Source organism: uncultured Ferrimonas sp. (assembly GCF_947489035.1).
In the GTDB taxonomy this organism is placed as follows: Bacteria; Pseudomonadota; Gammaproteobacteria; order Enterobacterales; family Shewanellaceae; genus Ferrimonas.
On sequence record NZ_CANLCI010000021.1, the window covers coordinates 44,465 to 70,316 of the forward strand.

At 54.8% G+C, this 25,852-nt stretch carries 19 protein-coding genes and 1 pseudogene; 10 read left to right on the forward strand and 10 right to left on the reverse strand.

The annotated features are described in order from the left end of the window. Nucleotides 1-140: 140 nt before the first annotated feature. The gene (locus Q0796_RS12925; RefSeq protein WP_298443926.1) at nt 141-677 is read right to left on the reverse strand and encodes a hypothetical protein; all 537 of its coding nucleotides are present in this window, start codon (nt 675-677) and stop codon (nt 141-143) included. A 146-nt stretch (nt 678-823) separates the two neighbouring features. After that, entirely contained in the window at nt 824-4,729 is a 3,906-nt protein-coding gene (gene purL / locus Q0796_RS12930; RefSeq protein ID WP_298443955.1) for a phosphoribosylformylglycinamidine synthase, read from the reverse strand. Nucleotides 4,730-4,862: 133 nt separating this feature from the next. Here purL and mltF point away from each other — a divergent pair, with 133 nt between their 5' ends. Further along, nucleotides 4,863-6,278, forward strand: a complete 1,416-nt coding sequence (mltF, locus tag Q0796_RS12935) for a membrane-bound lytic murein transglycosylase MltF (protein ID WP_298443957.1) — start codon at nt 4,863-4,865, stop codon at nt 6,276-6,278. 485 nt (nt 6,279-6,763) lie between these two features. Here the strand turns inward: mltF and tadA are convergent, their stop codons facing one another. Further along, complete coding sequence (gene tadA, locus Q0796_RS12940) at nt 6,764-7,276, reverse strand: tRNA adenosine(34) deaminase TadA (protein WP_298443928.1); 513 nt, start codon at nt 7,274-7,276, stop codon at nt 6,764-6,766. A gap of 191 nt (nt 7,277-7,467) precedes the next feature. On the opposite strand from tadA, the gene Q0796_RS12945 reads away from it, so the two are divergent. After that, nucleotides 7,468-8,361 (forward strand): sensor domain-containing diguanylate cyclase, encoded by an 894-nt coding sequence (locus tag Q0796_RS12945; protein ID WP_298443930.1) that lies wholly within the window; start codon nt 7,468-7,470, stop codon nt 8,359-8,361. A gap of 3 nt (nt 8,362-8,364) precedes the next feature. Here the strand turns inward: Q0796_RS12945 and Q0796_RS12950 are convergent, their stop codons facing one another. Further along, nucleotides 8,365-9,411 carry an efflux RND transporter periplasmic adaptor subunit gene (locus Q0796_RS12950; protein ID WP_298443932.1) on the reverse strand — a complete coding sequence of 349 codons (1,047 nt, stop codon included), beginning with the start codon at nt 9,409-9,411 and terminating at the stop codon, nt 8,365-8,367. A gap of 9 nt (nt 9,412-9,420) precedes the next feature. Continuing rightward, complete coding sequence (locus Q0796_RS12955) at nt 9,421-12,519, reverse strand: efflux RND transporter permease subunit (RefSeq protein WP_298443934.1); 3,099 nt, start codon at nt 12,517-12,519, stop codon at nt 9,421-9,423. Nucleotides 12,520-12,770: 251 nt separating this feature from the next. Here Q0796_RS12955 and Q0796_RS12960 point away from each other — a divergent pair, with 251 nt between their 5' ends. From Q0796_RS12960 to Q0796_RS12985, 6 genes are all read left to right on the forward strand, one after another. After that, nucleotides 12,771-13,070, forward strand: coding sequence for a DUF2282 domain-containing protein (locus tag Q0796_RS12960; protein WP_298443936.1), 300 nt, complete (start codon nt 12,771-12,773; stop codon nt 13,068-13,070). Next, complete coding sequence (locus Q0796_RS12965; RefSeq protein WP_298443937.1) at nt 13,070-13,894, forward strand: DUF692 domain-containing protein; 825 nt, start codon at nt 13,070-13,072, stop codon at nt 13,892-13,894. The genes Q0796_RS12960 and Q0796_RS12965 overlap by 1 nt, the downstream gene beginning before the upstream one ends. Further along, nucleotides 13,891-14,634: a hypothetical protein gene (locus tag Q0796_RS12970; protein ID WP_298443939.1), complete on the forward strand. Its 744-nt coding sequence runs from the start codon at nt 13,891-13,893 to the stop codon at nt 14,632-14,634. The genes Q0796_RS12965 and Q0796_RS12970 overlap by 4 nt, the downstream gene beginning before the upstream one ends. Before the next feature lie 47 nt (nt 14,635-14,681). Then, nucleotides 14,682-14,957 carry a hypothetical protein gene (locus Q0796_RS12975; RefSeq protein ID WP_298443940.1) on the forward strand — a complete coding sequence of 92 codons (276 nt, stop codon included), beginning with the start codon at nt 14,682-14,684 and terminating at the stop codon, nt 14,955-14,957. A gap of 700 nt (nt 14,958-15,657) precedes the next feature. Continuing rightward, nucleotides 15,658-17,517 (forward strand): DUF1302 domain-containing protein, encoded by a 1,860-nt coding sequence (locus Q0796_RS12980; RefSeq protein WP_298443942.1) that lies wholly within the window; start codon nt 15,658-15,660, stop codon nt 17,515-17,517. Nucleotides 17,518-17,529: 12 nt separating this feature from the next. Then, nucleotides 17,530-18,894, forward strand: coding sequence for a DUF1329 domain-containing protein (locus Q0796_RS12985; RefSeq protein ID WP_298443944.1), 1,365 nt, complete (start codon nt 17,530-17,532; stop codon nt 18,892-18,894). Nucleotides 18,895-19,034: 140 nt separating this feature from the next. Here the strand turns inward: Q0796_RS12985 and Q0796_RS12990 are convergent, their stop codons facing one another. The 3 genes from Q0796_RS12990 to Q0796_RS13000 form a co-directional block, all read right to left on the reverse strand. Then, entirely contained in the window at nt 19,035-19,169 is a 135-nt protein-coding gene (locus Q0796_RS12990) for a DUF3149 domain-containing protein (RefSeq protein WP_298443946.1), read from the reverse strand. A 219-nt stretch (nt 19,170-19,388) separates the two neighbouring features. Then, on the reverse strand, nt 19,389-19,964 hold the full coding sequence (gene yeiP / locus Q0796_RS12995) for an elongation factor P-like protein YeiP (protein WP_298443948.1): 576 nt from the start codon (nt 19,962-19,964) through the stop codon (nt 19,389-19,391). A 250-nt stretch (nt 19,965-20,214) separates the two neighbouring features. After that, a complete protein-coding gene (locus Q0796_RS13000; RefSeq protein WP_298443949.1) occupies nt 20,215-21,105 on the reverse strand; it encodes a substrate-binding domain-containing protein in 891 nt (296 codons plus the stop codon). Between the two features lie 380 nt (nt 21,106-21,485). Here Q0796_RS13000 and galU point away from each other — a divergent pair, with 380 nt between their 5' ends. Further along, nucleotides 21,486-22,376: a UTP--glucose-1-phosphate uridylyltransferase GalU gene (galU, locus tag Q0796_RS13005; RefSeq protein ID WP_298443951.1), complete on the forward strand. Its 891-nt coding sequence runs from the start codon at nt 21,486-21,488 to the stop codon at nt 22,374-22,376. Between the two features lie 173 nt (nt 22,377-22,549). On the opposite strand, the gene Q0796_RS13010 is transcribed toward galU, so the two are convergent. Both Q0796_RS13010 and hcp read right to left on the reverse strand, forming a co-directional pair. Then, nucleotides 22,550-23,515, reverse strand: coding sequence for an iron-sulfur cluster-binding domain-containing protein (locus Q0796_RS13010; protein WP_298443953.1), 966 nt, complete (start codon nt 23,513-23,515; stop codon nt 22,550-22,552). 74 nt (nt 23,516-23,589) lie between these two features. Next, nucleotides 23,590-25,254, reverse strand: a complete 1,665-nt coding sequence (gene hcp / locus Q0796_RS13015; RefSeq protein WP_298443954.1) for a hydroxylamine reductase — start codon at nt 25,252-25,254, stop codon at nt 23,590-23,592. A gap of 376 nt (nt 25,255-25,630) precedes the next feature. Here hcp and Q0796_RS13020 point away from each other — a divergent pair. After that, a pseudogene (locus Q0796_RS13020) lies at nt 25,631-25,852 on the forward strand (IS1595 family transposase); the annotation flags it as partial.

Below are 25,852 nucleotides of genomic sequence, written 5' to 3' on the forward strand. Positions count from 1 at the left end.
AGCGTGATGCCAAGCTAATCACTTAAGGATCATCCTTTATCTCTGCTAGTTAGGCCAAATGTGTCATGGCCGAAGAGTGGCGACAAGCGGCTTCAATCCACCAATTTGCCGCCCGCTTATTTTTTACCCCAATGCAACCATTACCAAGGATCCGAACTGGAGAAACTGTCATCAAAGCCGCCAATATCGGAGTCACCAAAGTCTGAACTGCCAAAATCGGAAGAAAATAGGTCGCTACTGGAACAATCGCTTGCGCTAAAGCCATCATCGATGCCAATGCCCATGCCGTCACTCACACCAATATCGCTGCCGCAACCAAAGGCATTGCCGCCAACATCCACACTGCCGATCCCATCCAGCATCGGCAGCCCCGTACTCGGGTTAATGCTCATCTCGTTGTCGCTAATGCCCATTGAGCCCATCAACAGCGGCTCATCACTGCCCATGTCAGCACTGCTACTGCCAAGATCGGCCCAGATATCTTCAATCGGATCCGTTTCGATTGGCGCAACATTGCCGCCGCTCACCACCGCGGGGTCATTCAGCGCCGCTGCGCTAGGCCGATAATTGCTGTCTTGCAAAAAAGGGTCGTCAGTGGCGGTGTGATTCAACGGCGGTGGCACTTCAGCTTGAGTCGAAGGGGCTAGCCAGCGAAACAGGGCCGAAAACAGGCTCATGATGGCAAAACTCGTAAACAGTAGGGGAGCTCAGTTTATCTCAAGCCACCACTGAAAATTGACGCAAGGCAATCATTTTACTAATAAAAATAAAAAAACACCGCCGAAGCGGTGTTTTAGCAAACTCACGATGGAGTAACGTTAGATCAGCCCAACTCAACCCGAGCGTTACGGAACATCCGCATCCACGGGCTGTCCTCGCCCCACTCTTGTGGGTGCCACGAGTTAGTTACGGTGCGGAACACCCGCTCTGGGTGCGGCATCATAATCGTGGTGCGACCATCACGGCTGGTTAAGCCGGTAATGCCCGCGGGCGAACCGTTCGGGTTAGCCGGGTATGCCGAGGCGATCTGGCCCTGATTATTGAGGTAACGCAGCGCCACGGTGCCCGAGCTATCGGTGGCTTGGAATGCCGCCGAATCAGCGAACTCGGCACGGCCTTCACCGTGGGATACCGCAATTGGCATCACACTGCCGGCCATGCCCGCCAAGAACTTCGATGGATTATCTTGCACTTCCACCAGCGAGAACCGCGCTTCAAAGCGCTCCGAGCGGTTACGCACAAAGTGCGGCCACAGATCCGTACCTGGAATGATCTGTTTCAAGTTCGACAACATCTGACAACCGTTACACACCCCCAAAGAGAGCGTGTCGTTGCGCTCGAAGAAGCCTTGGAACTGCTCACGAGCACGAGGGTTGAACAGAATTGATTTCGCCCAGCCTTCACCAGCACCCAGCACGTCCCCGTAAGAGAAACCACCACAGGCCACTAACGCTTGGAACTGCTCTAAGGTCAGCCGACCTTCAAGGATGTCGCTCATGTGTACGTCGATGGCATCAAAGCCAGCGCGATCAAACGCCGCCGCCATCTCAACGTGGGAGTTAACCCCCTGCTCACGCAAAATCGCCACTTTCGGTGCACTGCCCTTCGCGATGTATGGCGCTGCCACGTCTTCGCTTGGGTTGAAGCTCAGCTTGGCCGATAATCCAGGATCGTTCGGGTTGTGCTTGGCCTCAAACTCCTCTTTGGCGCACTCGGGGTTATCCCGCAGCGCCTGCATCTGGTAGGTGGTTTCCCCCCAGATGGTACGCAGCTCGGTGCGCGCTTCCCGCAGCAGTTCCTGCTCGCCTTGACGGATCACAATCTCGTTACCCGGCTGCGGCTGACCAATGGCGTGAATGCAGTTGTCTAAGCCATGGACGATGGCCGCAGAGATCACCGCTTCAAAGTCTTGCTTGCGGATCTGAATCACCGCGCCCAACTCTTCGTTAAACAGCAGGGCCAGCGGATCGGCGCCTAGGCCTTCTAAGTCCACATCCATCCCAATGTTGCCAGCAAAGGCCATCTCCGCCAGCGTCACCAGCAAGCCGCCATCGCCCTTATCGTGGTAGGCCAACAATTGCTGATTGGCCACCAACTGCTGCATCAACAACCAGAAGCCTTTTAAGCGCGCAGCATCATCAACGTCCGGCGCTTGGTTGCCCAGCTGGTTGTACACCTGCGCCAAGGCGGAACCGCCCAAGCGCTGCTGACCTGCGGCCACATCAACGTACAGCAGCATGGTGTCACCGGCGTCGGTGCGCAGCTGCGGGGTAACGTTAGTGCGAACGTCTTCGACCCGGCCAAAGGCGGTGATCACCAAGCTCAGCGGCGAAGTTACCGACTTCTGCTGGCCATCTTGCTGCCACGAGGTCTTCATCGACATCGAGTCTTTGCCCACCGGAATGGTCAAACCCAAGGCGGGACATAACTCTTCGCCAACCGCTTTTACCGCTTCGTACAGACCCGCGTCTTCACCGGGGTGACCCGCTGCGGCCATCCAGTTGGCGGACAGCTTAACGTGCTCAAGGCTGCCAATTTGCGCGCCAGCCATGTTGGTTAGGGATTCACCCACCGCCATCCGCGCTGACGCGCCGTGGTTGATCAACGCCAATGGGGTGCGTTCACCCATCGACATCGCTTCACCGTGGTAGCTGTCTAAGGTCGCGGTCGTCAGGGCACAGTTGGCCACTGGGATCTGCCACGGTCCCACCATTTGATCCCGTGCCACCATGCCGGTAACCGAACGGTCACCAATGGTGATCAAGAAGGTTTTCTCTGCCACAGCCGGTAAGCGTAAGACTCGACGAATCGCATCGGCGACGCTGACGCCGCTTAAGTCCAACGCGGGGCTATTGGCGCTGGCGGAACGCACATCGCGGTGCATCTTCGGCGCTTTGCCCAGCAACACGTCCATCGGCATGTCGATTGGGGTGTTGTCGAAATGGCTGTCTGCCACGGTCAGGTGGCGCTCTTCAATCGCTTCACCAATGACCGCAAACGGCGCTCGTTCCCGCTGACAAATTGCTTCAAAGGTGGCCAGATTTTCCGGTGCCACCGCCATCACGTAACGCTCTTGCGATTCGTTACACCATAACTCCAGTGGCGACATGCCCGCTTCATCAGACAGCACATCCCGCAGCTGGAACTTGCCGCCACGGCCACCATCATCCACCAGCTCTGGCATGGCGTTGGATAAGCCGCCCGCGCCCACATCGTGAATGAAGGCGATGGGGTTGTCATCCCCCAGCTGCCAACAGCGATCGATCACCTCTTGGCAGCGGCGTTCAATCTCTGGGTTTTCCCGCTGCACCGAAGCAAAGTCGAGATCCTCCGCTTGCTGGCCAGAGGCGATAGACGAAGCCGCCCCGCCACCCAGGCCAATGTTCATCGCCGGGCCACCCAATACAATCAGCTTAGCGCCAACCGGGATCTCGCCTTTTTGCACATGATCTTCACGAATGTTGCCAAAGCCGCCAGCCAACATAATTGGCTTGTGGTAACCGCGCACTTCGTTGCCGTTAAAGCTTTCCACCTGCTGTTCGTAGGTACGGAAGTAACCGTTCAGCGCCGGACGGCCAAATTCGTTGTTAAACGCTGCGCCGCCAAGAGGGCCTTCGGTCATGATGTCCAGCGCCGACACAATCCGCTCTGGCTTGCCGTACCCCTTGATCGAGTCATGTTGCTCCCACGGTTGTTGATAACCAGGGATATTGAGGTTGGAAACGGTAAAACCGGTTAAGCCCGCTTTAGGCTTAGAACCGCGACCGGTGGCGCCTTCATCGCGAATTTCGCCGCCAGAACCAGTCGCGGCCCCAGGGTATGGCGAGATCGCCGTCGGGTGGTTGTGGGTTTCCACTTTCATCAGAATGTGGACCGGCTCTTGGTGGTAGCGGTAGCTGCCATCGCTATCAGCGAAGAAGCGGCCACCGTTGGAGCCAACCATCACTGCAGCGTTGTCTTTATAAGCCGACAACACCTGCTCAGGGTTGGACTCAAAGGTGTTTTTGATCATCTTAAACAGCGATTTAGGCTGCTGTTCGCCGTCGATGGTCCAATCGGCGTTGAAGATCTTGTGCCGACAGTGCTCAGAGTTGGCCTGAGCGAACATGTACAGTTCGATGTCGTTGGGATTGCGACCCAGCTTGCGGAAGTTTTCCACCAAGTAGTCGATCTCATCCTCTGCCAGTGCTAAACCCAGCGTTACGTTTGCCTGTGCCAGCGCATCGCGGCCACCGGCTAAGATATCGACTGACGACACCGGTTTTGGCTGCGCTTGCTCAAACAATACCGCGGCAGCGTCGAAGCTCGGCAATACCGCTTCCACCATGCGATCGTGAATTAAACCAAGCAGCTGTTTTTGTTGTTGTTCGTTCAGCTCTGCCGTCAGTTCGACATACCATGCTAAGCCACGCTCAAGACGTTGTACCGACGCCAACCCACAGTTGTGGGCGATGTCGGTTGCCTTAGATGCCCACGGCGAAATGGTGCCAGGGCGAGGCACAACCAGCAGCAGTTTGCCTGCAGGTTCATGCTCTTCTAGCTTAGGGCCGTAGGTTAAGATCTTGGCAAGTTGCTCGGCTTGGGCGCCGGACAAAGGGGCAGACAGGTGTGCGAAGTGGTAATGTTCAGCGTAGAGGTCAGTTACTGGCAGGTTCGCGTCTCGGCAAGCGTCCATTAGCTTGGTGATCCGAAACGCCGATAAAGCCGGCGCACCGCGTAGGATCTCAATCACGTCAATTCACCTTTATATAGTTATGATGCAAGGTAGGGGTTGAGGTGGCGGTATTATAGGGAAAAGCCTTTGCCATAACACCCTTAGGCAAACTGATGACGAGATCACAAAAATTCTAAACTGTAAAAAAATCAGCACCGTATTTGCTCAGGTTGCTGCCTTAATCACCCTCGCCATGCTTGTTGGTTGTGGCGATAACCGCGCGCCAGCCAGCACTAACGCAGCGGAAAAGCCCGTGGTGGTACGTTTTGGCACCTTATCCGGCCCCGCCAGCTATCAAGTGCGCGGCCAAGGGCCCGTGGGCATTGATTACGAATTGGCCACTCAGTTCGGTCAATTCATTAATACACCGATAAAAATCACGCCGTTCTCATCACTGGAAACACTGTTTCAAGCCTATCAGAGCGGCGATATCGACATCATGGCGGCGGGATTAACCCGCACAAGCCTGCGCCAACAGCAGTGGATCTTCAGCCCGCCGCTGTATCAGGTCACTCCGGTACTGGTGTATCGCCAAGGCCAACGACCGCCTAAAAGCCTCAGCAAAATTCGCGGCGAGCTGTTGGTGGTCAAGGATTCCAGCCACGCTGAAAAACTGCGGCAACTGAGCCGCCAAAACCCAGAGATACACTGGCGCCAATCGGCAGAGTACGACAGCCAAGAGTTAATGGGGTTAGTGGCCGATGGCAGCTTGGATTACACCATCGCCGATTCCACCGCGCTGGCATTAGCCCAACGCTACTACCCCTCGTTACGACAAGGGCTGAGCATTGGCCCAGCACAACCGGTAGGCTGGGCCTTGGATCAAGCGCGCAACGGCTGGCTGCTGAGCGCCATGCTGGACTTTTGGGACAGCGAGCTAAAATCAGGGCGGCTGCAACGATTAGAAGACAAATACTTCAGCCACGTACAACGCTTTGATTACGTTGATACCGTGGCCTTTATGCGCGCGGTAGATAACGTGCTGCCACGCTATAAAGCGCTATTTAAGCGCCACGCTGGTGAGCAAGACTGGCGCCAGTTGGCGGCGGTGGCTTATCAAGAGTCCCATTGGGATCCCAAAGCAAAATCGCCCACTGGGGTACGCGGGATGATGATGCTGACCTTACCAACAGCCAAGCGGATGAAAGTCAGCAATCGGCTGGATCCAGAGCAAAGCATTCGTGGCGGCAGCGATTACCTGCAGCAGTTGCTGACCCGCTTGCCCCGCAACATTCCACAGGATGAGCAGATCTGGTTTGCCTTAGCCGCTTACAATATTGGCCTAGGCCACCTCGAGGATGCACGGGTACTGACTCAACGCCAAGGGCAAGATCCCAACAGCTGGCGCGACGTGAAGAAGCACCTGCCGTTGCTGCGCCAAAAGAAGTATTACCAACGCAGTAAATACGGCTACGCTCGCGGTGACGAAGCCACCCATTATGTTGAAAACATTCGTCGTTATTACGACACCTTAGTGTGGCTAGATGCCCAGCAGCAGCCCGACACCCCGCCACAACCGGCTGAACTGTCTCCCGCTGCAGCTACCTCATTAGCACCACAATAACGCCATCACCGGGCTACACTCAGTAGCTGACGTTCGCGTCAGCTACGCGTGAATCCGCCTCAACGGGGTGAACGGTTTGTCGCCACTGGACTGCTGCCATCAAACCCATCGCATTGGCGCGCGTGAGCCCCATCACAACATCGGGGCAAGTTTCAATGCAACCAGCAGAATCGCCTGAGCCGATCACGATATTCGCTGTATTTTTAGCAATTTACCTTGACCCACAGCGGCAAAATTACGAGCATGGTCTCATAATTGCATCACTTTGACGGATGTCATCGAGGTGTCATGAGTTACGACCTGCACTGTCATATGGACTCGGCAGGATCGCGTCTTAGCCAAGACGATAATTGAAAAGGAGGTTTGTTGATAATGCGAAATAGACGCAAACGATTAGCAAGCACAAGTTTGAGCGAGCGACGCCGCCAGTGCCGCAAGCGCACCCATTTACGCGTGGTGCACCGCAGCAAGCTGTTTAATAGCAGCTACGAGTTTGAAGATTCCGATCCTAGCCCGGATCTTTGAGCCTGTTTCAGTGCCTTCTTTTCCGCTCTTCTGCGGCGGAAAAAGGCACTTAACTGTTCCCCACATTCAGCCTGCATCACCCCACCAATCACTTCTGGCCAATGATTTAAGCGTGGATCATCCAGCAAATTCATCACTGTGCCCGCCGCCCCAGTTTTGAGATCCGGCGCCCCAAAGACCACCTTGCCAACACGGCCGTGCACAATCGCACCGGCGCACATCGGGCATGGCTCTAAGGTGATGTATAACGTGGTATCCAGCAGGCGATAATTATCCAGCACCTTGCCAGCTTGGCGCAGCACTTGGATCTCTGCATGCGCGGTGGGATCGTTATCAGTAATACAGCGGTTGTAGCCTTCAGCAATGATCTGCTCACCCAACACCAATACTGCGCCGCAAGGTACCTCGCCCAACTGTTCCGCTTTGGCCGCCAAGGCCATGGCATGGGCCATCCATCGTTGATGTTGTTGCACGTAAACCCTCCAAAAAAATCAGCGCAAGTGTACCGCAAAAGCGCCAAACTCTATCGAATACCACTGTCGGTGTTCACAAAATTATTGACTACTATAAAAAAAGTGATTCATATCAGTGCAGTTACCTATTCCGTTCCGGCAATATGTTAAACACTGTTGCTTGTAACCAACTCATTAGGGATCCATACCCAGTGCCGACCACGGAACCATTTTACCGCAAGGCGTTAGATGCGATAGAGCATCACATCGCCATCATTGATCACAACGGCACCATCCGCTTTGTCAATCAAGCGTGGATCCAGTTTGCCGATAGCATCAATGAACAGCATCACTGGCTGGGGTACAGTTACTGGAAATTATTCAACAACAATGAAGTGGTGGTGCCGCAATTGCAGCGCTTGTTGGCGGGGGAACAGGAGCAATTTCAGCACGAATACTGTTTTCACAGCGAGCAGCAACAGCGCTGGTATCTGCTGACCGCCAACCCGATGGAGTGGCAAGGGCAACGCTTGGTGCTGGTAAGCCATTGCGACATCACCGCCCAAAAAAATACCGAACAGCAGGTGCGCGAGCTCACTCTGCAGGACAGCCTAACCACCTTGCCCAACCGCCGTCACTTTACCCAGTTTTTTGACCAAGAGTGGCGGCGTGGTGCCCGCCAGCAGCAGCCGCTGTCGCTGTTGCTGCTCGATATCGACCGATTCAAATGGTACAACGACAGCTATGGCCACCAACAGGGGGATCGCTGCTTACAGCAGATCGCCGGCCTGTTGAGCCAATTTGCCCAACGTCCCGGTGATTTAATGGCACGCTACGGCGGCGAAGAGTTTGTGCTGGTATTAGCCAACACCCCCGCAAGCGCCGCCCAGCGCATTGCGGAAAAGTTAGTCGAGGCGGTCAATAAGCTGCAGATCCCCCACCAAGACGTTGGCCCCGATCCCATCGTTACCGTTAGCATTGGCGTTGCAACCCAGATCCCACAACCCGATTTGGAGCAAGCGCAGCTGTTCAAAGCGGCGGATTTAGCGCTGTACCAGGCCAAAAAACAAGGTCGTAACCGCTTTGCTTACGCCGATCTCAACTAAGGTTTAGCTTGCCCCCTGCACCGTAACCTTCTGCCCATCTTTTAATCGCTCGGCACCACGAATGGCCACGCTGTCCCCCTCTTGCAGCTCGCCACTGATGGCAATGCGATCGCCTTGGCCATCCCCCACCGTCACCGGCAATTTGTGGGCGATGTTATCGCTGTCGATCCGCATCACAAAGGCACCTTGGCGGCGTAAAATCAGCGCATCTCGCGGCACCGTTAACGCTTGGCTGGCGTCGTTCACTGGGATCGCCACCTTCACAAGCTGGCCACTGGTCCAATGGGCAATGGCGCGATCATCAAGGCTGAGCCGCAGCTCGAAGGTTTGTGAGCGCCGATCCGCCGCCGGGATCACCGCGCTGATGGCTGCCTCGGCTTGATACTGCTCCCCCAGTACCAACAACGCTTCGCCCTTGCGGATCTTGCTAAGGTATTTTACTGGCACAAACAGGTGCACTTCGAGGTGTTCGGTATCCAACAACCGCAGCAAGGTTTCGGCGCGGTTCACATCGGTACCAGCCCGGTGCAGCCGTTCGGTGATCACCCCAGCAAAGGGCGCTTTGACGTTGGCTCGAGCCAGCTCATCGTTAATCTGTTTCAGCTTCAACTGGGCAATTTCCAGATCGGCGCTGGCCAGTTCAAACTTGGCTCGATTCTCATCCAGCTGATATTCCGCTGCGTTGTTGTCCGCTTGCAGGGTTTCTAAACGTTCTAATTCCCGTTTCAAAAAGCGCAGGTTGATCCGCTCTCGTTTGATCTTGGCTTGCTGTTCGAGTTGCGCCAGCTCCAGCGGAAAGGTGTCCATCGTCACCAAGGTTTCCCCCGCTGCAACAAAACGCCCCGGCTCAACCACCCAGGTCAGCTGGCCATTCACCCCAGCGGTGATCGCCACTTCGCTGCGGCTCTCTACGGTGCCCAACAGCTTTACCGTGGGCGCGATGATGGTGCTGGTTACCGCCGCGATCTGCACCGGTTTAAGCGGCTCATCGGCCGCCAACACAGTACTGCTTAACAGCAGCGCCAAAGCGGCTAAGGGATACTTTTTCATGGTTCCGTCCTATTGATTAACCAGCAGTGGCGTCACTACTTCACGGTGTGATTGGGATGACGAAACAGTGGCGCCAAGCTGCAACAAACTGGGCAGTAATATCAGCGTAAACAGCGCGCTGATCCCCATGCCGCCAACAATGACCGTGGCCAGACCGCGATAGATTTCAGCGCCAACGCCGGGCATCAACATCAATGGCAACATGCCAAACAAACTGGTGAGGGTGCTCATGTACACCGGTCGCGCACGGATGCGTACCGCTTGGGTAACAGCGGCAATTCGGTCCAGCCCTTGTCGCTCGGCCTGCCGGGTTTGATCCACCAGCAATATGGCGTTGTTCACCACCAACCCCAACAAAATGATAAAGCCGATCATGGTCAACAGATCCAGTGACTGAACGCTGACCAGATTCAACAACGCCAGCGACAGCACCCCGCCCCCCACCGCCAGTGGCATCACCAGCAGCACCAAGGCGCTGTCTTTGGCGGATTTAAACAAGGCGGTCATCAACAGAAATAAGATCAGTAACGCTAAGCCAAAATTAACCATCATGTCGTTGATGGCCGCGGCCATCTTATTGGCGTTACCCGACAGCTTAATTGAAGCCTGTGGCGGCAACACCGCCTGCATCTGCGGCAAAATTTGCTGCTGCAACACCGTTAAGGCTTCCTCCATCGACAGACTCGCCGGCGGTGAGATCTCCAAGGTGATGGTGCGCTCACCGTCCACTCGGCGCAGCTGGGTTGGGCCAACGGTACGCACCACTTCGGTCAGTTCACCCACCGTTTGAATGCCAGCCAGAGGCGTGTGCAGCGGCAGTGCCGCCAGCTCATCTGGGGTCGCCCAAGCGCTGCCACGTAAGATCACGTTCATCCGCTCGTTACCGTCAAAGTACTCACTGACAAACAGCCCATCGGTATAAGCCCGCACCGTATTGGCCAACTCGCGGCGATTAAAACCCGCTTGGGTGATGCGGCGATCGTTGGGAATAAGCTGCAGCTCTGGCTCCGCTATCGACAGGGCCGGTTGCGGCCGAGCACTGACCCCAGGCAAATGCTCACCAATGGCAGCCAGCCCCACTTCGGCGGTGTCGATCAGCTCTTCCAGCTCGGGCCCCTGAATGTTGATGCTGATCGAACGGCCATTGCCACCGCCGGTCACGTTGATCATCGAGCCACGAAACAAAAACACATTGGTGTCGGGCAGATCCGCCAAGATCTGCTCCTGCACCAACGCCATCAACGCTTCCACTTCGGTGGGATCATCGGCGTAGATAAAGCCGCCGCTGAAGCCCGCCCCAAAGGAGTAAAAGTTGTAGCTTTTGATCTTAGGCAACTTGTCGCCACTGAGGTGCGGTTCAATGCGTTGTCGCACCAAGGTGGCCATCTCATTATCAACAAACGCCAAGTTGCCACCGGGCGGTAAGCTGATGTTAAAGAAGAAACCATCGGTTGGTGCCCGCGGCATAAAATCGGTTTTAGGCAACAACATCGTGGTGATCAACACCGAGCCGCCCAACAACGCCGCGATCCAGCCGATGCGCTTGGCGTTGTTGTTGGTCAGCGCCATCACCAGATTGGTTAGCCGCAGCCAATAATGGGCAAAGGGATCCGCTGTTGGGGTCGCACTCAGCCAATATTTACTGGCGATGGGCAGCACGGTAATGGCCGCCACTAAGGAGGCGATCACCGCGATGGCCAAGGTTAACGCCAAATCAGAAAACAGCTGCCCTTCGATCCCAGCCATAAATAGGATGGGCAGAAAAATCGCGACACTGGTTGCCGTTGATGCGAACAAGGCGCCACTGACCTGCACCGCACCTTTTAGCACCGCCTGATGGCCATTGATGCCGTTGGCTTTGAGCCGCTCGATGTTCTCTTGCACAATGATGGCGGCATCCAGCACCAAACCAACGGAGAACGCCAATCCCGCCAGCGAGATAACATTCAGGCTGCGGTCAAATAGGCTCAGTCCTAAAAACGCCACCATGATCGAAATCGGAATGGTGGTGGCGATCACTAAGGTGGTGCGTAAGCCGCGCAAGAATAGCCATAAGATGCTCAGTGCCAGCAGCACTCCTAAGCCCAGATTGCTTTGCACTAATTTAAGCGCGTTTTTAATGTGTACCGAGGAATCAAAGCTCAGGTCAATCGCCAACCCCGCTTGCGCCAAAGGCCCTTGGTTTAACTCGCTAATGGCAAGGTTTACCTCATCCAGCAACGCCACCGTGTTGGCGTCGGCCCCTCGGCTTAAGGTGATGTAATAAGCGGGGCTGCCGTTGCGTAAACTGAACCCCGAGCGGTCAACCAAGGTTTGCTCAACGGTGGCCACATCGTGCAAATAGATGGGCCGTTCGCCGTGATAACCAATGATCATCTCGCCTAAGTTCAGCGCATCATATTGGCCGACAAACCGCACCGTGTATTGGCGTCGTCCCACATCGGCAAAGCCACCGGATACGTCCGTAGCCCGCGCAATGGTGCTGCTGATCTGGTTAACGGTCACCCCCATCGCTGCCGCTTTGTAAGGATCAAAGTTGATCCGCAGCTCTTGGGGGCGTTGGGAATTCAAATTAACTTGGCCAACCCCTTGGATCCGCGCCAGCCGTGGCTCCACCACATCTTCAATCAGCTTTTGGTAATTGGCGATCTCTTGATCTGGGTTATCCGGCAGCACCCGCACCAACAATGACGCCGCATTGGGGCCATCGCGGCCACCGCCTACCCCAACCCGTGGCTCTGAGGCGTCCAACGGCAGCGGTGGCGCTTGGTTTAGGTTGTTGATCACATCCAACATCGCTTGCTGCATGTCGGTGCCAACATCAAAGGTCAGAGTGATGTTGCCAAAACCACTGTTGATCGAGGTCGTTACGTCCACCACCCCACGGGTGTTTTTCACTACGTTTTCTTGGGGCTCGATGATCACCGATTCCAACTCTTCCGGTGCCGCGCTGCGCCACCCGGTCGAGATGGTGATCTGGGGTTGTTCAATATCGGGAGTGAGCTGGATCGGCAGCTTAAAGACGCTAAGCAGCCCAAATACGAGGATCAAGGCCACGATCACCAAGACAGCGGCGGGGTTCTTTAATGAGGTGCGGGTTAGGTTCATCGCAACGGCCAGCTATTTTTTGCGGCAAGTATAACCAGACACTTAGCCGCAGATGTTAGAGAAGTGTTTCAAAAGGTGAGCGTTCTCCGCATCCCTTAACATCACTTCCCAGCAGTTCTTTCAGAACCCTTTGCACTATCGATGGAAGCGAACGATCCAAGTAAACCAGAAAGCCAATGGCCTCTTTGCCTTTCTTTTACTGCAATCCATTACGGATTGAACTCGGCTTATTGTCACCATTGGAGAGCAACATGGACCAAGGTAAAACCGTTAATAAAAGTATCGCTGGCTTGATCTCAGTAGGCTTACTGCTGGCTGCTGGCAGCGCTCAAGCTGTGCCGGATCAACCGAAGGCGTGGGAAAAATGCGCCGGTGTGGCCCAAAAAGGGATGAACGATTGTGGCTCGCTGGATGGCAGCCACGGCTGTGCGGGCTACGCCACGAGCGATAACAGCCCCAACGAGTGGGTGTATGTGCCCCAAGGCACCTGTAAAAAGTTGGGCGGTAAAGTGGCCAAAGTAAAGCCAGCCAAAGGGGTGGATAAATCTTAATGACCGCTTTACCACAGGTGGCGGCGCAGGCTGTGAGCTTCAGCGTGCGCGAGCCCCATTTGCAACAGATCCTGCAGCGGCAATTGTCGCTGCCCTTTATTGAAGTGATGGCCGACAACTACCTGTCGCTGCGCGGCCCTCATTACCATCGCTTGTGCCAGCTGGCCGAACGCTATCCGGTGGTGCTGCACTGCGTGGGTTTGTCGGTTGGTTCTGGCGGCGCCGCTGACGACTACTTAACCAAGCTCGCCATCATGGCGGATGAGCTCAATGCCATCGCCATCTCTGATCATTTAAGCGTGAGCCAACTGGCCGAAGGCGACAGCCATGATCTGCTGCCGTTGTGTTATCAGCGAGATTTACTGCCCGCCTTGCAGCACAGCATCGAGCGGCTGCAACACCGTTTGCCGCTGCCATTGATCTTAGAAAACGTGTCGCGTTACCTAAGTTACCGCGACGACAACATCGGCGAAGGCGAGCTGCTGGCCGAATTGCATCGCCGTACCGGCATCGGCCTCTTACTCGACATCAATAACCTCTATGTCAGTGCCCACAACTTGCAGTGTCCCGTTGCGGAACTGCTGGCCAAGCTGCCGTTAACCGCGGTCAGTTACTGCCACCTTGCTGGCCATCAACCTCAGGGGGAATTGCTGCTGGATCATCATGGCAGTCAAGTCAGCGAGCCGGTGTGGCAGCTCTATCAACAGTTGTTGGCGCAGATGGGGCCTCGCCCCACCATTATCGAGTGGGACAACCATTTACCGCCGTTAGATACGCTGCTCGGCGAAGTGGCCCGTGCTCGCCGCTATCAGGAGCAGTTATGACTGCAGGCCCCAAGCACACTCTGACCATCGCGGTGCGGGATCCCTTAACCGCCACCGGCACTCAGTTCGCGCAGCCCCACTGGCAACAAGGGCGCGCCATCCATCAGCGAAACCGCGATGGCGCTCGCATTCAGGCGCTGCAACAAAGCTACCCCTGCTGCGAATACCTATTGGGCGCCCCCCTGTTTTTGCAAATAGCGCAACAGTTTGTTCCCACCGTCGCCTTTGGTACGGCATTGGAACAGATTGGCGCTCAGTTGAGCCACTGGTTCAGTCAGCAACCTCAGGCTCAGCCCATCTTGGCTGATCACCCGTTTTTATTGGGGCTACTGCGATTCGAGTGGGGCTGGCACCGCAGCTACCATGCGCCGCGATGGCGTAAGTTGCAGCCGGAGCACTACCAAGCTTGGTTACAGCAACCGGATCAACCGCTGCCGTGGCAGCTCAATTCAGGGTTAAGCCTGTGTCGCAGTCGCTATCCGGTGGCCGCAATTTGGCGCACCTTAACTCAGCAACGCACTCAGCAAGCGGTGGATGAACTCCTCATCGAGGCCAGCGCCCCATCGTTGTGGCTGCTGTATCCAACGGCAACCGATGTGGCGATCACCCCCATCACCTCTGCTCAACTGGCTGGGCTGCAACAATTAAAGCGGCCGTGGCGCACCGCCAATCGCGCCATTTCTGCGCCACTGGTGGCCACGGCCCTGCAGCACCATTGGCTGGTTGCGACAGATCAATAACCTACCCCGTGCTACTCTATGCTATCGCTTCCAAACAAGGCACTGGCATGCATTCCGATCCCGATAAGATGCTCAAGCAACACCAAAAGTTAGTTCACAGTGACAACGTAAAAGTGAGCTCGCACACCCAACGTGAGCACGGCGATTGGTACCTCAATACGCTGATGATAGAAGGGCATTCGGTGCCATTTAAATACAAACGCAAACACGTTTACCAAACCCTAAAAGGGGCGCGAGTGAACCTCACCTACTACGCCAGCACCGAAAACGTGGCTGGCTTTGAAGTGGAAATCATGAACGTTGTGCGGATAAAACGCAGTTAGATCCGCCGCGAATGGGCTTATCAATGCCAGGCGACTCAATTTAGAGGTTTCACTCTAAAAATTGACATCATCTGACACGCTCGCGCCAGCAACGGCGATCTTTTTTGGTCAGACCAATTGCCGTTGCATCAGCACTCGCCCGCCACAGCCGAGAGCCTAACGTCGATTGGTGCTTTTACTTGATAATTTTTACGCTTTTATTTCAAACATCAATCCACTGCTGATCCCGCCTGTAATCAGCCCTTTCCTCTTTATTTAAACGCCAGTGCACTGCGGTTAAAACATCAGCCGTAACCGGGGCTGGATCAGCGCCGCCACAACCATCGCAGCCGCTTGCTCGCAGCGGTGCCAGCTCTTATCGTTTTGGCCAACTGGACGGATCAGTCATCGGATAATTCCCCAACTTAAATGAAATTTCATTCACTTTTGGGCGTGAACATTTATCAAATAACTCATTCAACTGCCGCGATAAATCTCACTGATGGCGCTGTAACGCCCAGCAGTACTGGCTCTGACCAAATCACCGCAAAATAGACAGTTACCGACAATAAGCAGCAACTTACGGCAATTCCCCCATTTCCCGTCATCAAGGGTTTTACAAGCGTTCAACCAAACCGATAGGTTGGATTTGCAGGTACTTGAGAAGCGGTTTGGGGGATGTACAAGTGCAGCAAAAATAACAATCACTAAAGGTGAGTCCATGTTTGCAAGCGTCGATAACAAGCGATTCAAATTGCTGCCTCTGACGGCACTGATCTCCATCGCCCTAAGCGGCCCGGTCGCGGCCGCAACCTTCGAAGTGGGGGATTACGAAGTCATCTTCGACTCCAACATCTCTATCGGGTCTACCTGGCGGACGACCGAAGCCAAAAACATCGCGCTCAGCAATGGCGGCTTTGGCTTATCCAGCACCTCTGATGACGGCACCCTGAACTACGACAAAGGCGATGCAACCTCGCAGGTGATCAAAGGGATCCACGATCTGGGGATCAGCAACGGTCAATTCGGGGCCTTCACTCGTTTCAAATATTGGTACGACTATGTGTTGGCCGAAGGCGAAGTGCCCCATGGCCACGTTGCCAATGGCTATGCGCCCAACCAAAAATTAAACGAAGGCAGCTTCGACGACTTTGCTCAGGCCAGTGGTTTCGAATTGCTCGATGCCTTTGTCTACGGTGAATTTGAACTGGGCGACATGCCACTGGATGTGCGCGTTGGCCGTCAGGTGCTGAGTTGGGGGGAGAACACCTTCATCTTCAACTCCATTAACTCGGTGAACCCCATTGACGTCACCGCCCTGCGCCGCCCTGGGGCCGAAGTCAAAGAAGCTTTATTGCCGGTCGGCATGGCGTACTTCAACTTAGGCGTTACCGAAAACCTCAGTATTGAAGGCTTCTATAACTGGGAATGGGACAGCTTTAAGATTGATGGTTGCGGTACCTTCTTCAGTAACGGCGATGTGCTTGGCGGCCCAGGTTGTGACTCGCTCACGCTGCAAACCTTTGGTGATCCAACCGATCTCGCCGCCGGTTTGTACCTTGGTCGTCGCGCGAATCTAGAACAGGATGGCGAAGACAGCGGTCAGTGGGGGGCAGCCGTACGTTACTTTGCCGAAAGCATTGATACCGATGTCGGCGTGTATTACATGAACATCACCAGCCGAACCCCATTGGTGGGTGCCTCCTTCTGGGAAACCCTGCCCTTCTTACCCGGCACCAATGACATTCCAACCTTAGGGCCAGGTTATTACGCCTACTACCCCGAAGATGTTGAGATCATGGCCATGAGCTTCTCAACCACCGTGGGCGAATGGTCGGTTTCCGGTGAGTGGAGCTACCGCCCAGATACGCCAGTACAGATCAACTCGGTGGAGATCTTCTCCTCCAGTGTTACCAGCACCTTGATTGAACTGCAGGGCTTAGCCGCGCAGGTGCCAGGGCTTGGCGACTTAGGCACCTATGACGCACCGCAAGCGTTGCTGCGTAGCCTGCTGCAAGGAGACACCAGCGTCTTAGGGGCGCCGATTGCCGGACACGAAGAGCTAGACGTGCATCAACTGCAGTTCACCACGGTGAAGTTTTTCGACCAAGTGATGGGAGCCAACCGCCTGACTTTTGTTGGCGAGGTCGGTGCCAACTTCATCAACGATCTGCCCGGATTGGATGAGCAACGCTTTGGCCGCTCCTCGTTGTACGGCAAGTGCTACAGCGACAAAGACTTAGCCGCCGCCGCCGCGGTTGGTTTGACGGTCGCTAACGGCGGCTGTGAAGGGCTGGTGACCGACAGCGCTTGGGGCTATCGCGCCCGCTTGGTGTGGGATTACTCCGATGCCTTTGCTGGGGTCAACTTGGTGCCAACCATCGCCTGGAGCCACGACGTTGATGGCTACTCGCCGAACTCTAACTTCATTGAGGATCGGCGCTCGCTGGGGATCTCATTAGGGGCGAACTACCTAAGCAAGTACAACGCCAGCATCTCCTACACCAATGCGATAGGTGGCGATTACAACCCGTCATCGGATCGTGATTACCTCTCTGTCAGCCTTGGCGTGTCGTTCTAAAGGAGTTTCACCATGAAAAAATCGATTTTAGCGAGCTCAGTGCTGGCACTGATTGTGGCCTCAAGCAGCGCTTGGGCCAAGGTCGAACCTACCGAAGCCGCCAAACTCGGCGAAAGCTTAACCCCTGTTGGGGCACAGCAGGCAGGCAATGAAGCCGGCACCATTCCCCCATGGAACGGCGGCATGACCGAACCGCCAGCGGCGTACCGCGGGGGCAATAATCTTGACGATCCCTTTGCCGATGAAAAACCACTGTTTACCATTACTGCGGCCAACTACCGCGACTACGCCGATAAATTAACCCCCGGCCAGATCGCGTTGTTAAAGAAATACCCCAATAGCCAGCGCATCAATGTGTACCCAAGCCACCGTACCTTTAGTTCACCGCAGCTGGTGTACGATCACGCCAAAGCCAACGCCACCAGTGCCGAGCTTATCGCTGGGGGCAATGGGATAGCCAACGCCAAAGAGTACGTACCGTTTCCGATCCCCAATAACGCAGTAGAGATCATCTGGAACCACATCACCCGTTACCGTGGTGGCTCGGTTGAGCGTACTTCGGTGCAAGCGCCGGTGCTGGCCAACGGCAACTACACCCCGATTAAAGCGGTTGATAGCATCGTTTGGCCATCAAAGATGAAAGAGCCTAAAGACAATAAAAAAGACGACAACGTGTTGTTCTATTACACCCAAGAGGTGGTGTCGCCAGCGCGCTTAACCGGCAACGTATTGTTGGTGCACGAAACCATTGATCAGGTGAAAGAGTCTCGCCGTGCTTGGGTTTATAACGCCGGTCAACGCCGTGTCCGCCGAGCCCCACAAGTGGCCTACGATGGCCCAGGATTTGGATCAGATGGGCAGCGTACTTCGGATCAGCTGGATATGTATAACGGCGCGCCCGATCGCTACGATTGGAAAATCGTTGGTAAGCAGGAACTGTACATCCCGTATAACTCCTACCGCCTATCGAACAAAGCGCTGGAGTACGATGACATCATCCAACCTGGCCACATCAACCCAGATCTGACCCGTCACGAGCTGCACCGAGTTTGGGTGGTAGAAGGTACCTTGAAAGAGGGCATGCGCCATATCTACGCCAAGCGGGTGATGTACGTTGATGAAGACTCTTGGCAAACCGCGGTGGTGGATCACTACGATGCCCGTGGCGATCTCTGGCGCGTGCAAGAGGGTCACTTTGTGCTGGATTACCGTGTGCAGGTACCGTGGCTCGCCGCCGAAGTGTTGCACGATTTAACCAACGGCCGCTATCTGGCCATGGGACTCACCAACGAAGAGAAAGTGGGCATCGATTTTAACTACATGGCCAGTCGCAAAGACTACACCACCTCCGCCCTGCGTCGTAAAGGTAAGCGCTAAGCCATTGCGCTGGTTACGACGTTTTTGCCGGGCTGTTCTCTAGCCCGGCTTTTTTCTGCCTGCATTACCGCAAGCTGTCACCATTGCTGCGCCGCAGCGATCACCATCGCTAGTGCAAGAGGCGACACAACCACTGCAATTTATGCGTGCGGCTCGCCGGATTTACGCCAAAACATCCAACCAAGGTAACCCACGATCACGCACGTAATGAGGATCACTAACATCGACATCCAACCGATTGGGCTCGACATGATCATTTCAAACCAAGTAGGCATAAGGGGAACTCCATTGCACGCTAATGATGGTTCTACCCTACGCCGCGCCATCGCCGTTGCCTTTGACGTGGATCAACAAACGCCAGCGGATAGATTGGTCATTAACCGCCAAGTGACCGCTTTGTGATCAACATCAATTTTGCTTGATGCAAGTGACAATTAATTTCAATAAAAAAGCCCGCCAGTGACCACTGGCGGGCTTTTTAGCGCAGGCTGAGCTTACTTGGAGTCGGCGCGGCCTTGGAATTTCACTTCGCTGGTGCTGACCTTAATCTTCTCGCCAGAAGCGATGTATTCCGGCACCTGCACGGTCAAGCCGGTGCTCATGATCGCAGGTTTGGTGCGGGCACTGGCGCTGGCGCCTTTAATGGACGGATCCGTTTCGGTGATCACCAATTCAACCGTGGCCGGCAATTCAATCGCCACTGGCGCATCGTCAACGGTAACCACTTGCACACCCTGAGTCTCTTCAGTAATGAACTGCAGCTCTTCCGCGATGGCTTCTTTATTGAAGTTGTATGGGGTGTAGTCTTCGTTGTTCATGAAAACGTACTCTTCACCATCAACGTAAGAGAACATCACATCGTGACGGCGCACGTCAGCCAAGTTGATCATCTCGTCGGCTTTGAAGCTCTCATCCACCTTTAAGCCAGTCGCCACATCGTAACAGCGCATCCGGTACAAACTGGCACCGGCACGGCCACTGGGAGTCAGCTTATTGATCTCTTTAACAAACAAAACCTTACCATTGTGTTCAATGGCGGCATTTTTTTTGATTTCACTGGCCTTAGGCATGGCGAATTATCCAATTGAGCAAAAGTAGGGAGAAAATACCATTTTGGCGGTGTGAGACAAGAGGAATGTTGTCGAAACCCTCGCCGCGCTTCATCGTTAACCAAAAGCGAGGGTTCATTTCCCCCTCGGAAGTCGGCGTAAAACGCCCACGCCCACCAGCCAAAAAAAACTCACGGCGGCATCCTTTGCCGCCGTGATGTCCTGAGTGCCCGCTGGGCTTAGGCTTAACCGGCCCTAGTGCCATAAGCCGCTATTGGCTGATCAACTGCAACGGCACCGGCTGGTGCAGCGCCACCAGTTTGCCTTGCAGCAAGCGAACGGCACTGGCAACCCCCATAGAGCCGATCATTTTCGGTCGCTGGGCAATGGTGGCCGCTAGGCCCCCTTGCTTAACCGCTTGCAGCGCTGCTTTGCTGCCATCAAAACCAACAATCAACGGCGCCCGCCCCAACTGACGGCTGGCTTCGATCGCGCCAAGAGCCATCTCATCGTTGTGCGCAAAAATGGCTTCAATACTGGGGTTTTCAAGCAGCATTTTTTGGGTGGCAAGGTAACCCCCGTGCCGATCAAAATCCCCCTGCTGCGATGCTTTCAGCAAAAATTGATTGGTTCGAACCGCCAGTGCAAACCCTTCGCCACGCTCAATCGTTGCCGAAGTATCGGCGTTGCCTTCGATCTGTGCCACCACCGTCTTGGCGCCTAATGCCTTGGCAATAAAATTGCCCGCAAGCATGCCACCACTGACGTTATCGGACGCGATATGGCTGGCCACGGTGGCGCGTTCAACATGACGATCTAAGGTGATCAATGGGATCGCCGCCGCATTCAACCGCTGCACCGATTGTGCCGACAAGTAACTGTCGGTTGGATTAAACAACACCACATTGGCTTTCGCCGCAATGATGCTGTCGATGTGTTGCCGTTCCTGCGCCGGATCGTCATTCGAATTGAGCACCTGCAATTCCACCCCCAGCTCCACCGCTTTGCGTTCCGCGCCTTGCTTCATCGCGATGAAAAACGGGTTATCCAAGGTCGAGAGCAACAACACCACCTGCTCGGCAGCCACCGTTACACTGCTGCATAGGCTCAATAGCATCAACACCGATGCCCGCACCACCAACTTCATTTGAACTCCACTCAATTTCATTCACCTGCAGCATCATACGAAGCCTTTAACCAAAAAAGAACGCTCTGGCTCATATTTTGGCACCTAAACATGTAATTAGAATGCCCATTTAAGCTTGATCACAGCCAGCTTCACGTTATTAGCCGCAACAAAGAGCAAGAAATAACAGCACTTTACCGCCATTTTCGCGTTCTTTATGAACGCCTAGAAAAATACAGAGATTCGCCCTTATGCACTGGTGTTTTTTGCCCATGTTAACGGGCAGTAATTTATGTTGTTATGCCGCCGTAAATGGGCACGGCAACTTCAGTGAAACTTGCCGGTAAGACAAGCCTATTACCCTTTGTTTCGTTATAATCGACCGGTTTAGTAAAATACAGATGGAGCCTGGCAGAATGAATCTGACCAAAGTGGTGATCCCTGTTGCTGGCCTTGGCACCCGTATGCTGCCAGCCACCAAGGCGATCCCAAAAGAGATGTTACCCGTGGTCGACAAGCCACTGATCCAATACATTGTTGAAGAGTGTGCTGCCGCCGGCTTTAAAGAGATTGTGTTGGTTACCCACTCCTCTAAAAACGCCATTGAAAACCACTTCGATACTTCGTTCGAACTGGAAGCCACCTTGGAATCCCGCATCAAACGTCAGCTGCTCGATGACGTCAAAGCGATCTGCCCGAAAGGCGTGACCATCATGCACGTACGCCAAGGGGTGGCCAAAGGCTTAGGCCACGCGGTGCTGTGTGCCCAACCGCTGATCGGCGACAGCCCGTTTGCGGTGGTGCTGCCGGATGTGCTGATTGATAACGCCATCAGCGATCTCAGCCGCGATAACTTAGCCGCCATGCGCCAGCGCTATCTGGAAACCAACACCTCGCAGGTGATGGTTGAGCCGGTACCGATGGACATCGTTCACAAGTACGGCGTTGCCGATTGTGACGGAGCAGCGTTAGCCGCCGGTGAATCCAAGTCGATGAGCCGCGTGGTGGAAAAACCCGCTCGCGAAGACGCGCCTTCTAACTTAGCGGTTGTTGGTCGTTACATTCTGTCCGCTGAAATTTGGCCACTGCTAGAACGCACCCCAGCCGGTGCCGGTGATGAGATCCAATTAACCGACGCCATCGCCATGCTGATGGAGCAAGAGATGGTGGAAGCGTTCCACCTGTCGGGTAAATCCCACGACTGTGGCGATAAGCTCGGTTACATGAAAGCCAACATCGAATACGCCCTGCGTAACCCCGAGCTGGCTGAGGGCTTAACCGCCCACATCAACGAGCTGATGGCTTAATCCCAGTTTGCTGATAACAGTGTGCGCATCATCAGCGCGCACAAAGAACAACGGCTCCCTTGCGGAGCCGTTTTTGTTGCTGTTATCTCCAGCTGCGCCCCAGCGCCAATAAAACGCAAAAAAGCCAGCAACGGCTGTTGCTGGCTTTTCATAGTGAGCGCATCGCCGTGGCGTTAGTCGTTCACGGCCACTGTCATGCTGTCGGTGGCCGTAGAGGCACACGCCAAGAAGTAGCCCTGTTCAATCTCATCTGGGGTTAGCCCCATGGTTGAGGTTGACTCAAACTTGCCCTTCTCGCCTTTGCACTTACAGGTGCCGCACACACCGGCACGACACGCGGCCATCACCTGCACACCACCGGCTTCCAAGCTGTCCAATACCGATTGGTTGGGCAGAATTGGCAGCTCGATGCCGTCCACGCTCAGCTGCATCGCGGCGGTGTCATCTTCGCAATCAGACAGGCTTTTTTGCACCTGCATAAAGGCTTCAGAGTGCACATTACTGGCCCCTAAGGTGGCCGCCAACGCTTCCGCGGCGTCCATGTAGGCTTGCGGGCCACAGATCATCACGCTGCGGTTTGCGGTATCCGGCGCTTGCTCGCGCAGCAACTCTTCGCTCAAGCGATTGCCTTCGCTCGACAGTAACCACACCACCTTCAGGTTGTCGTGCTCCGCCTGCAGCTGCGCCAACGGCTTAGCAAACAAACGCTCCTCTGGGGTTTTGGCCGACGCCAGCATCACGATGTCCGCATCGGGATCGGTCAGCAGCCGATCGCGCAGCATCGAGTAAATCGGAGTAATGCCACAACCGGCACCCAGTAACAGCCACGGCTTATCGCCGGCGGCATCGCGGTGGAAACCACCGGCTGGGGCCATCGCTTCCAACTTGTCACCGGCTTTTAGGTTATCCAGCAAATGGTTAGAAACGCGACCGCCCTCTACCCGCTTAATGGTCAGCTGCAGCTCTTGATCCGCGGGGATCGAGCTTAAGCTGTATGCGCGGGCGCTGGTGCGATCGCTAAAAGGCACCAACAAAGTAAGGAATTGGCCGGGGATAAAATCCACCGCTTGATCAGCGCGAAAGCGAAAGCTGCTGACGCTGCTGGTTTCTGGATGTACTGCGGTACAGGTTAATTGCATACAAACTCCACAATTTTACCGAAAAACTAATCAGGGGCCTTTCGGCCCCTGATTGCGCGCTAAAGTCGGTCGACTTAGCCCAAGATGTCTGCCAGATCTTGCTCTGGGGTGGTGATCAGCTTCAGGCCGGTCATCTCATTCAGTGCAGTCAGCAGGTTGTCGGTCAAGAACGCCGGCGCGGTCGGACCCACGCGGATGTCTTTGATGCCCAGAGACAGCAGGGTCAGCAGTACCGCAATCGCTTTTTGCTCGAACCAAGACAGAATCAAAGACAGTGGCAACTCGTTCACGCCACAGTCAAAGGCGTCCGCCAAAGCCAGCGCCAACTGGATGGCAGAGTAAGTGTCGTTACACTGGCCTACATCCAAGAAGCGTGGGATGCCGTTGATGTCGCCCAAGTCCAAGTCGTTAAACTTAAATTTGCCGCAAGCCAGAGTCAGGATCAGCGTGTCCTTCGGCGCTTGCTTCACGATGTCAGTGAAGTAAGAACGCTCGGCCTTATCACCGTCACAACCGCCAACCAGCAAGAAGTGGCTGATGTTGCCCGCTTTCACTTGCTCAATTACCGCTGGTGCCGCAGCCATCAAGGCGTTACGGGCAAAACCGGTGGTGGTGTAGTGTGGCAGTTCGTCGTACTTGAACCCTTCAGCCGCCAGCGCGGTGTCGATCACAGCGGTGAAGTCATCGCCAATCAGGTGCTTAACACCCGGCCAGCCAACGATAGAACGGGTGTACATCCGATCGGCGTAATCACCAACCAGCTCTGGGTTGATCAGACAGTTAGAGGTCATCACGATGGCGCCAGGGAAGTTGGCGAACTCTTTCTGCTGGTTCTGCCACGCCGAGCCGTAGTTACCCACCAAGTGTGGGTACTTGTGGCCCAACTCTGGGTAAGCGTGCGCTGGCAACATTTCACCGTGGGTGTAAACGTTGATGCCCTTGTCTTTGGTCTGCTCCAGAATGTGTTGCAAATCGATCAGATCGTGACCAGAAACCAGAATGCATTTGCCCGCCACTGGCTTCATGTTCACTTTTACTGGTTGTGGGTGACCGTAGTGGTTGGTCTCGCCCGCATCCAGAATTTCCATCACTTGGTAGTTCAGGGTACCGATGGCCATGGCCAAGCCCAACAGCTCGTCCATCTCGGTAGGATCTTGACCCAGACGCGCCATGATGCGGTGGAATTCAGCGTAAGCTTCGTCGCTTTGCTGATCCAGCACACGAGCGTGCTCCATGTATGCCGCTACGCCTTTCAGGCCGTACAGACACAGCAAACGCAGGCCAACGATGTCTTCGCCAACTTGCTCTAAACCACGGTGAACCACGGTTTGTGGTGCCACTGCCAGCATCGCCGCTTTATCTACGGATATCTCCAGCTCAGCAGCGCCTTCTGGCTGTTCAGGGGTGATGCCCTGCTCAGCACAGGCCGCTTCGTACGCCGCTTTTAAGCGGTTACGGAAAGCCATACATTCTTGGGTGTACTCAACCAAACGCGCTTCATCGAAGTTTACGTTGGTTAAGGTAGAGAAAAACGCCTGTGGCAGGTACGCGTCTGCGGCAGCGTCTTTGATGCCCATACCACGGGCAAGGTGAGCGTAGCTTGATACGCCTTGGATCAGGTAAACCAGAACGTCCTGCAGATCAGAGATCTCGGAGGTCTTGCCACACATACCGGCGGCGTAAGAACAGCCTTTGGCTGCAGGGGTAACGATAGTTTGCTCACATTGCATACAATGCATGGTATGACTCCATATGTTGCATCTGATAGACACCTTTAAGATGGTTGCACTGTACCCCCTATTTTCGGTGCTGACATGCTTTTCCGGCGACTGTTTGCTTGGAGTTTGATCCCGCTCAATCTTTGCCGCTTGTGACAAAAATTCACCGTGATCCAGATCACCTCCGCGTGCCACAAAAAAGGGCTGTGTTTGAGTTAACTGTTGCAAGTCTATACTTAGAGTGTCTCCTGCTTCGGAGGGCTCAGACATGAAACAGCATGATTTTGCAGAACTGCTGCATCACGTTGAGGAGTTGTCGCCCAGTCAGCGTGAACAACTCCTCAATATTCTGCGCTTTGACGGCTCTTCTGCCAGTAAATTCCTCATAGAAAATCATCCAGATACTTGTCCTCACTGCCGCTCAGCCGAATTGCGACCATGGGGTTCAAGCCATGGCTTACCTCGATACCGTTGCAAAGACTGCGGTAAAACCTTCAACCCACTAACCGGAACACCATTAGCTCACTTAAGGAAGAAAGAGTATTGGTTGGCATACGCGCAGTGTTTGATTGATGGATTTACCATTCGGCGTTCAGCTAAAGAGTGCCGAGTGAATAAA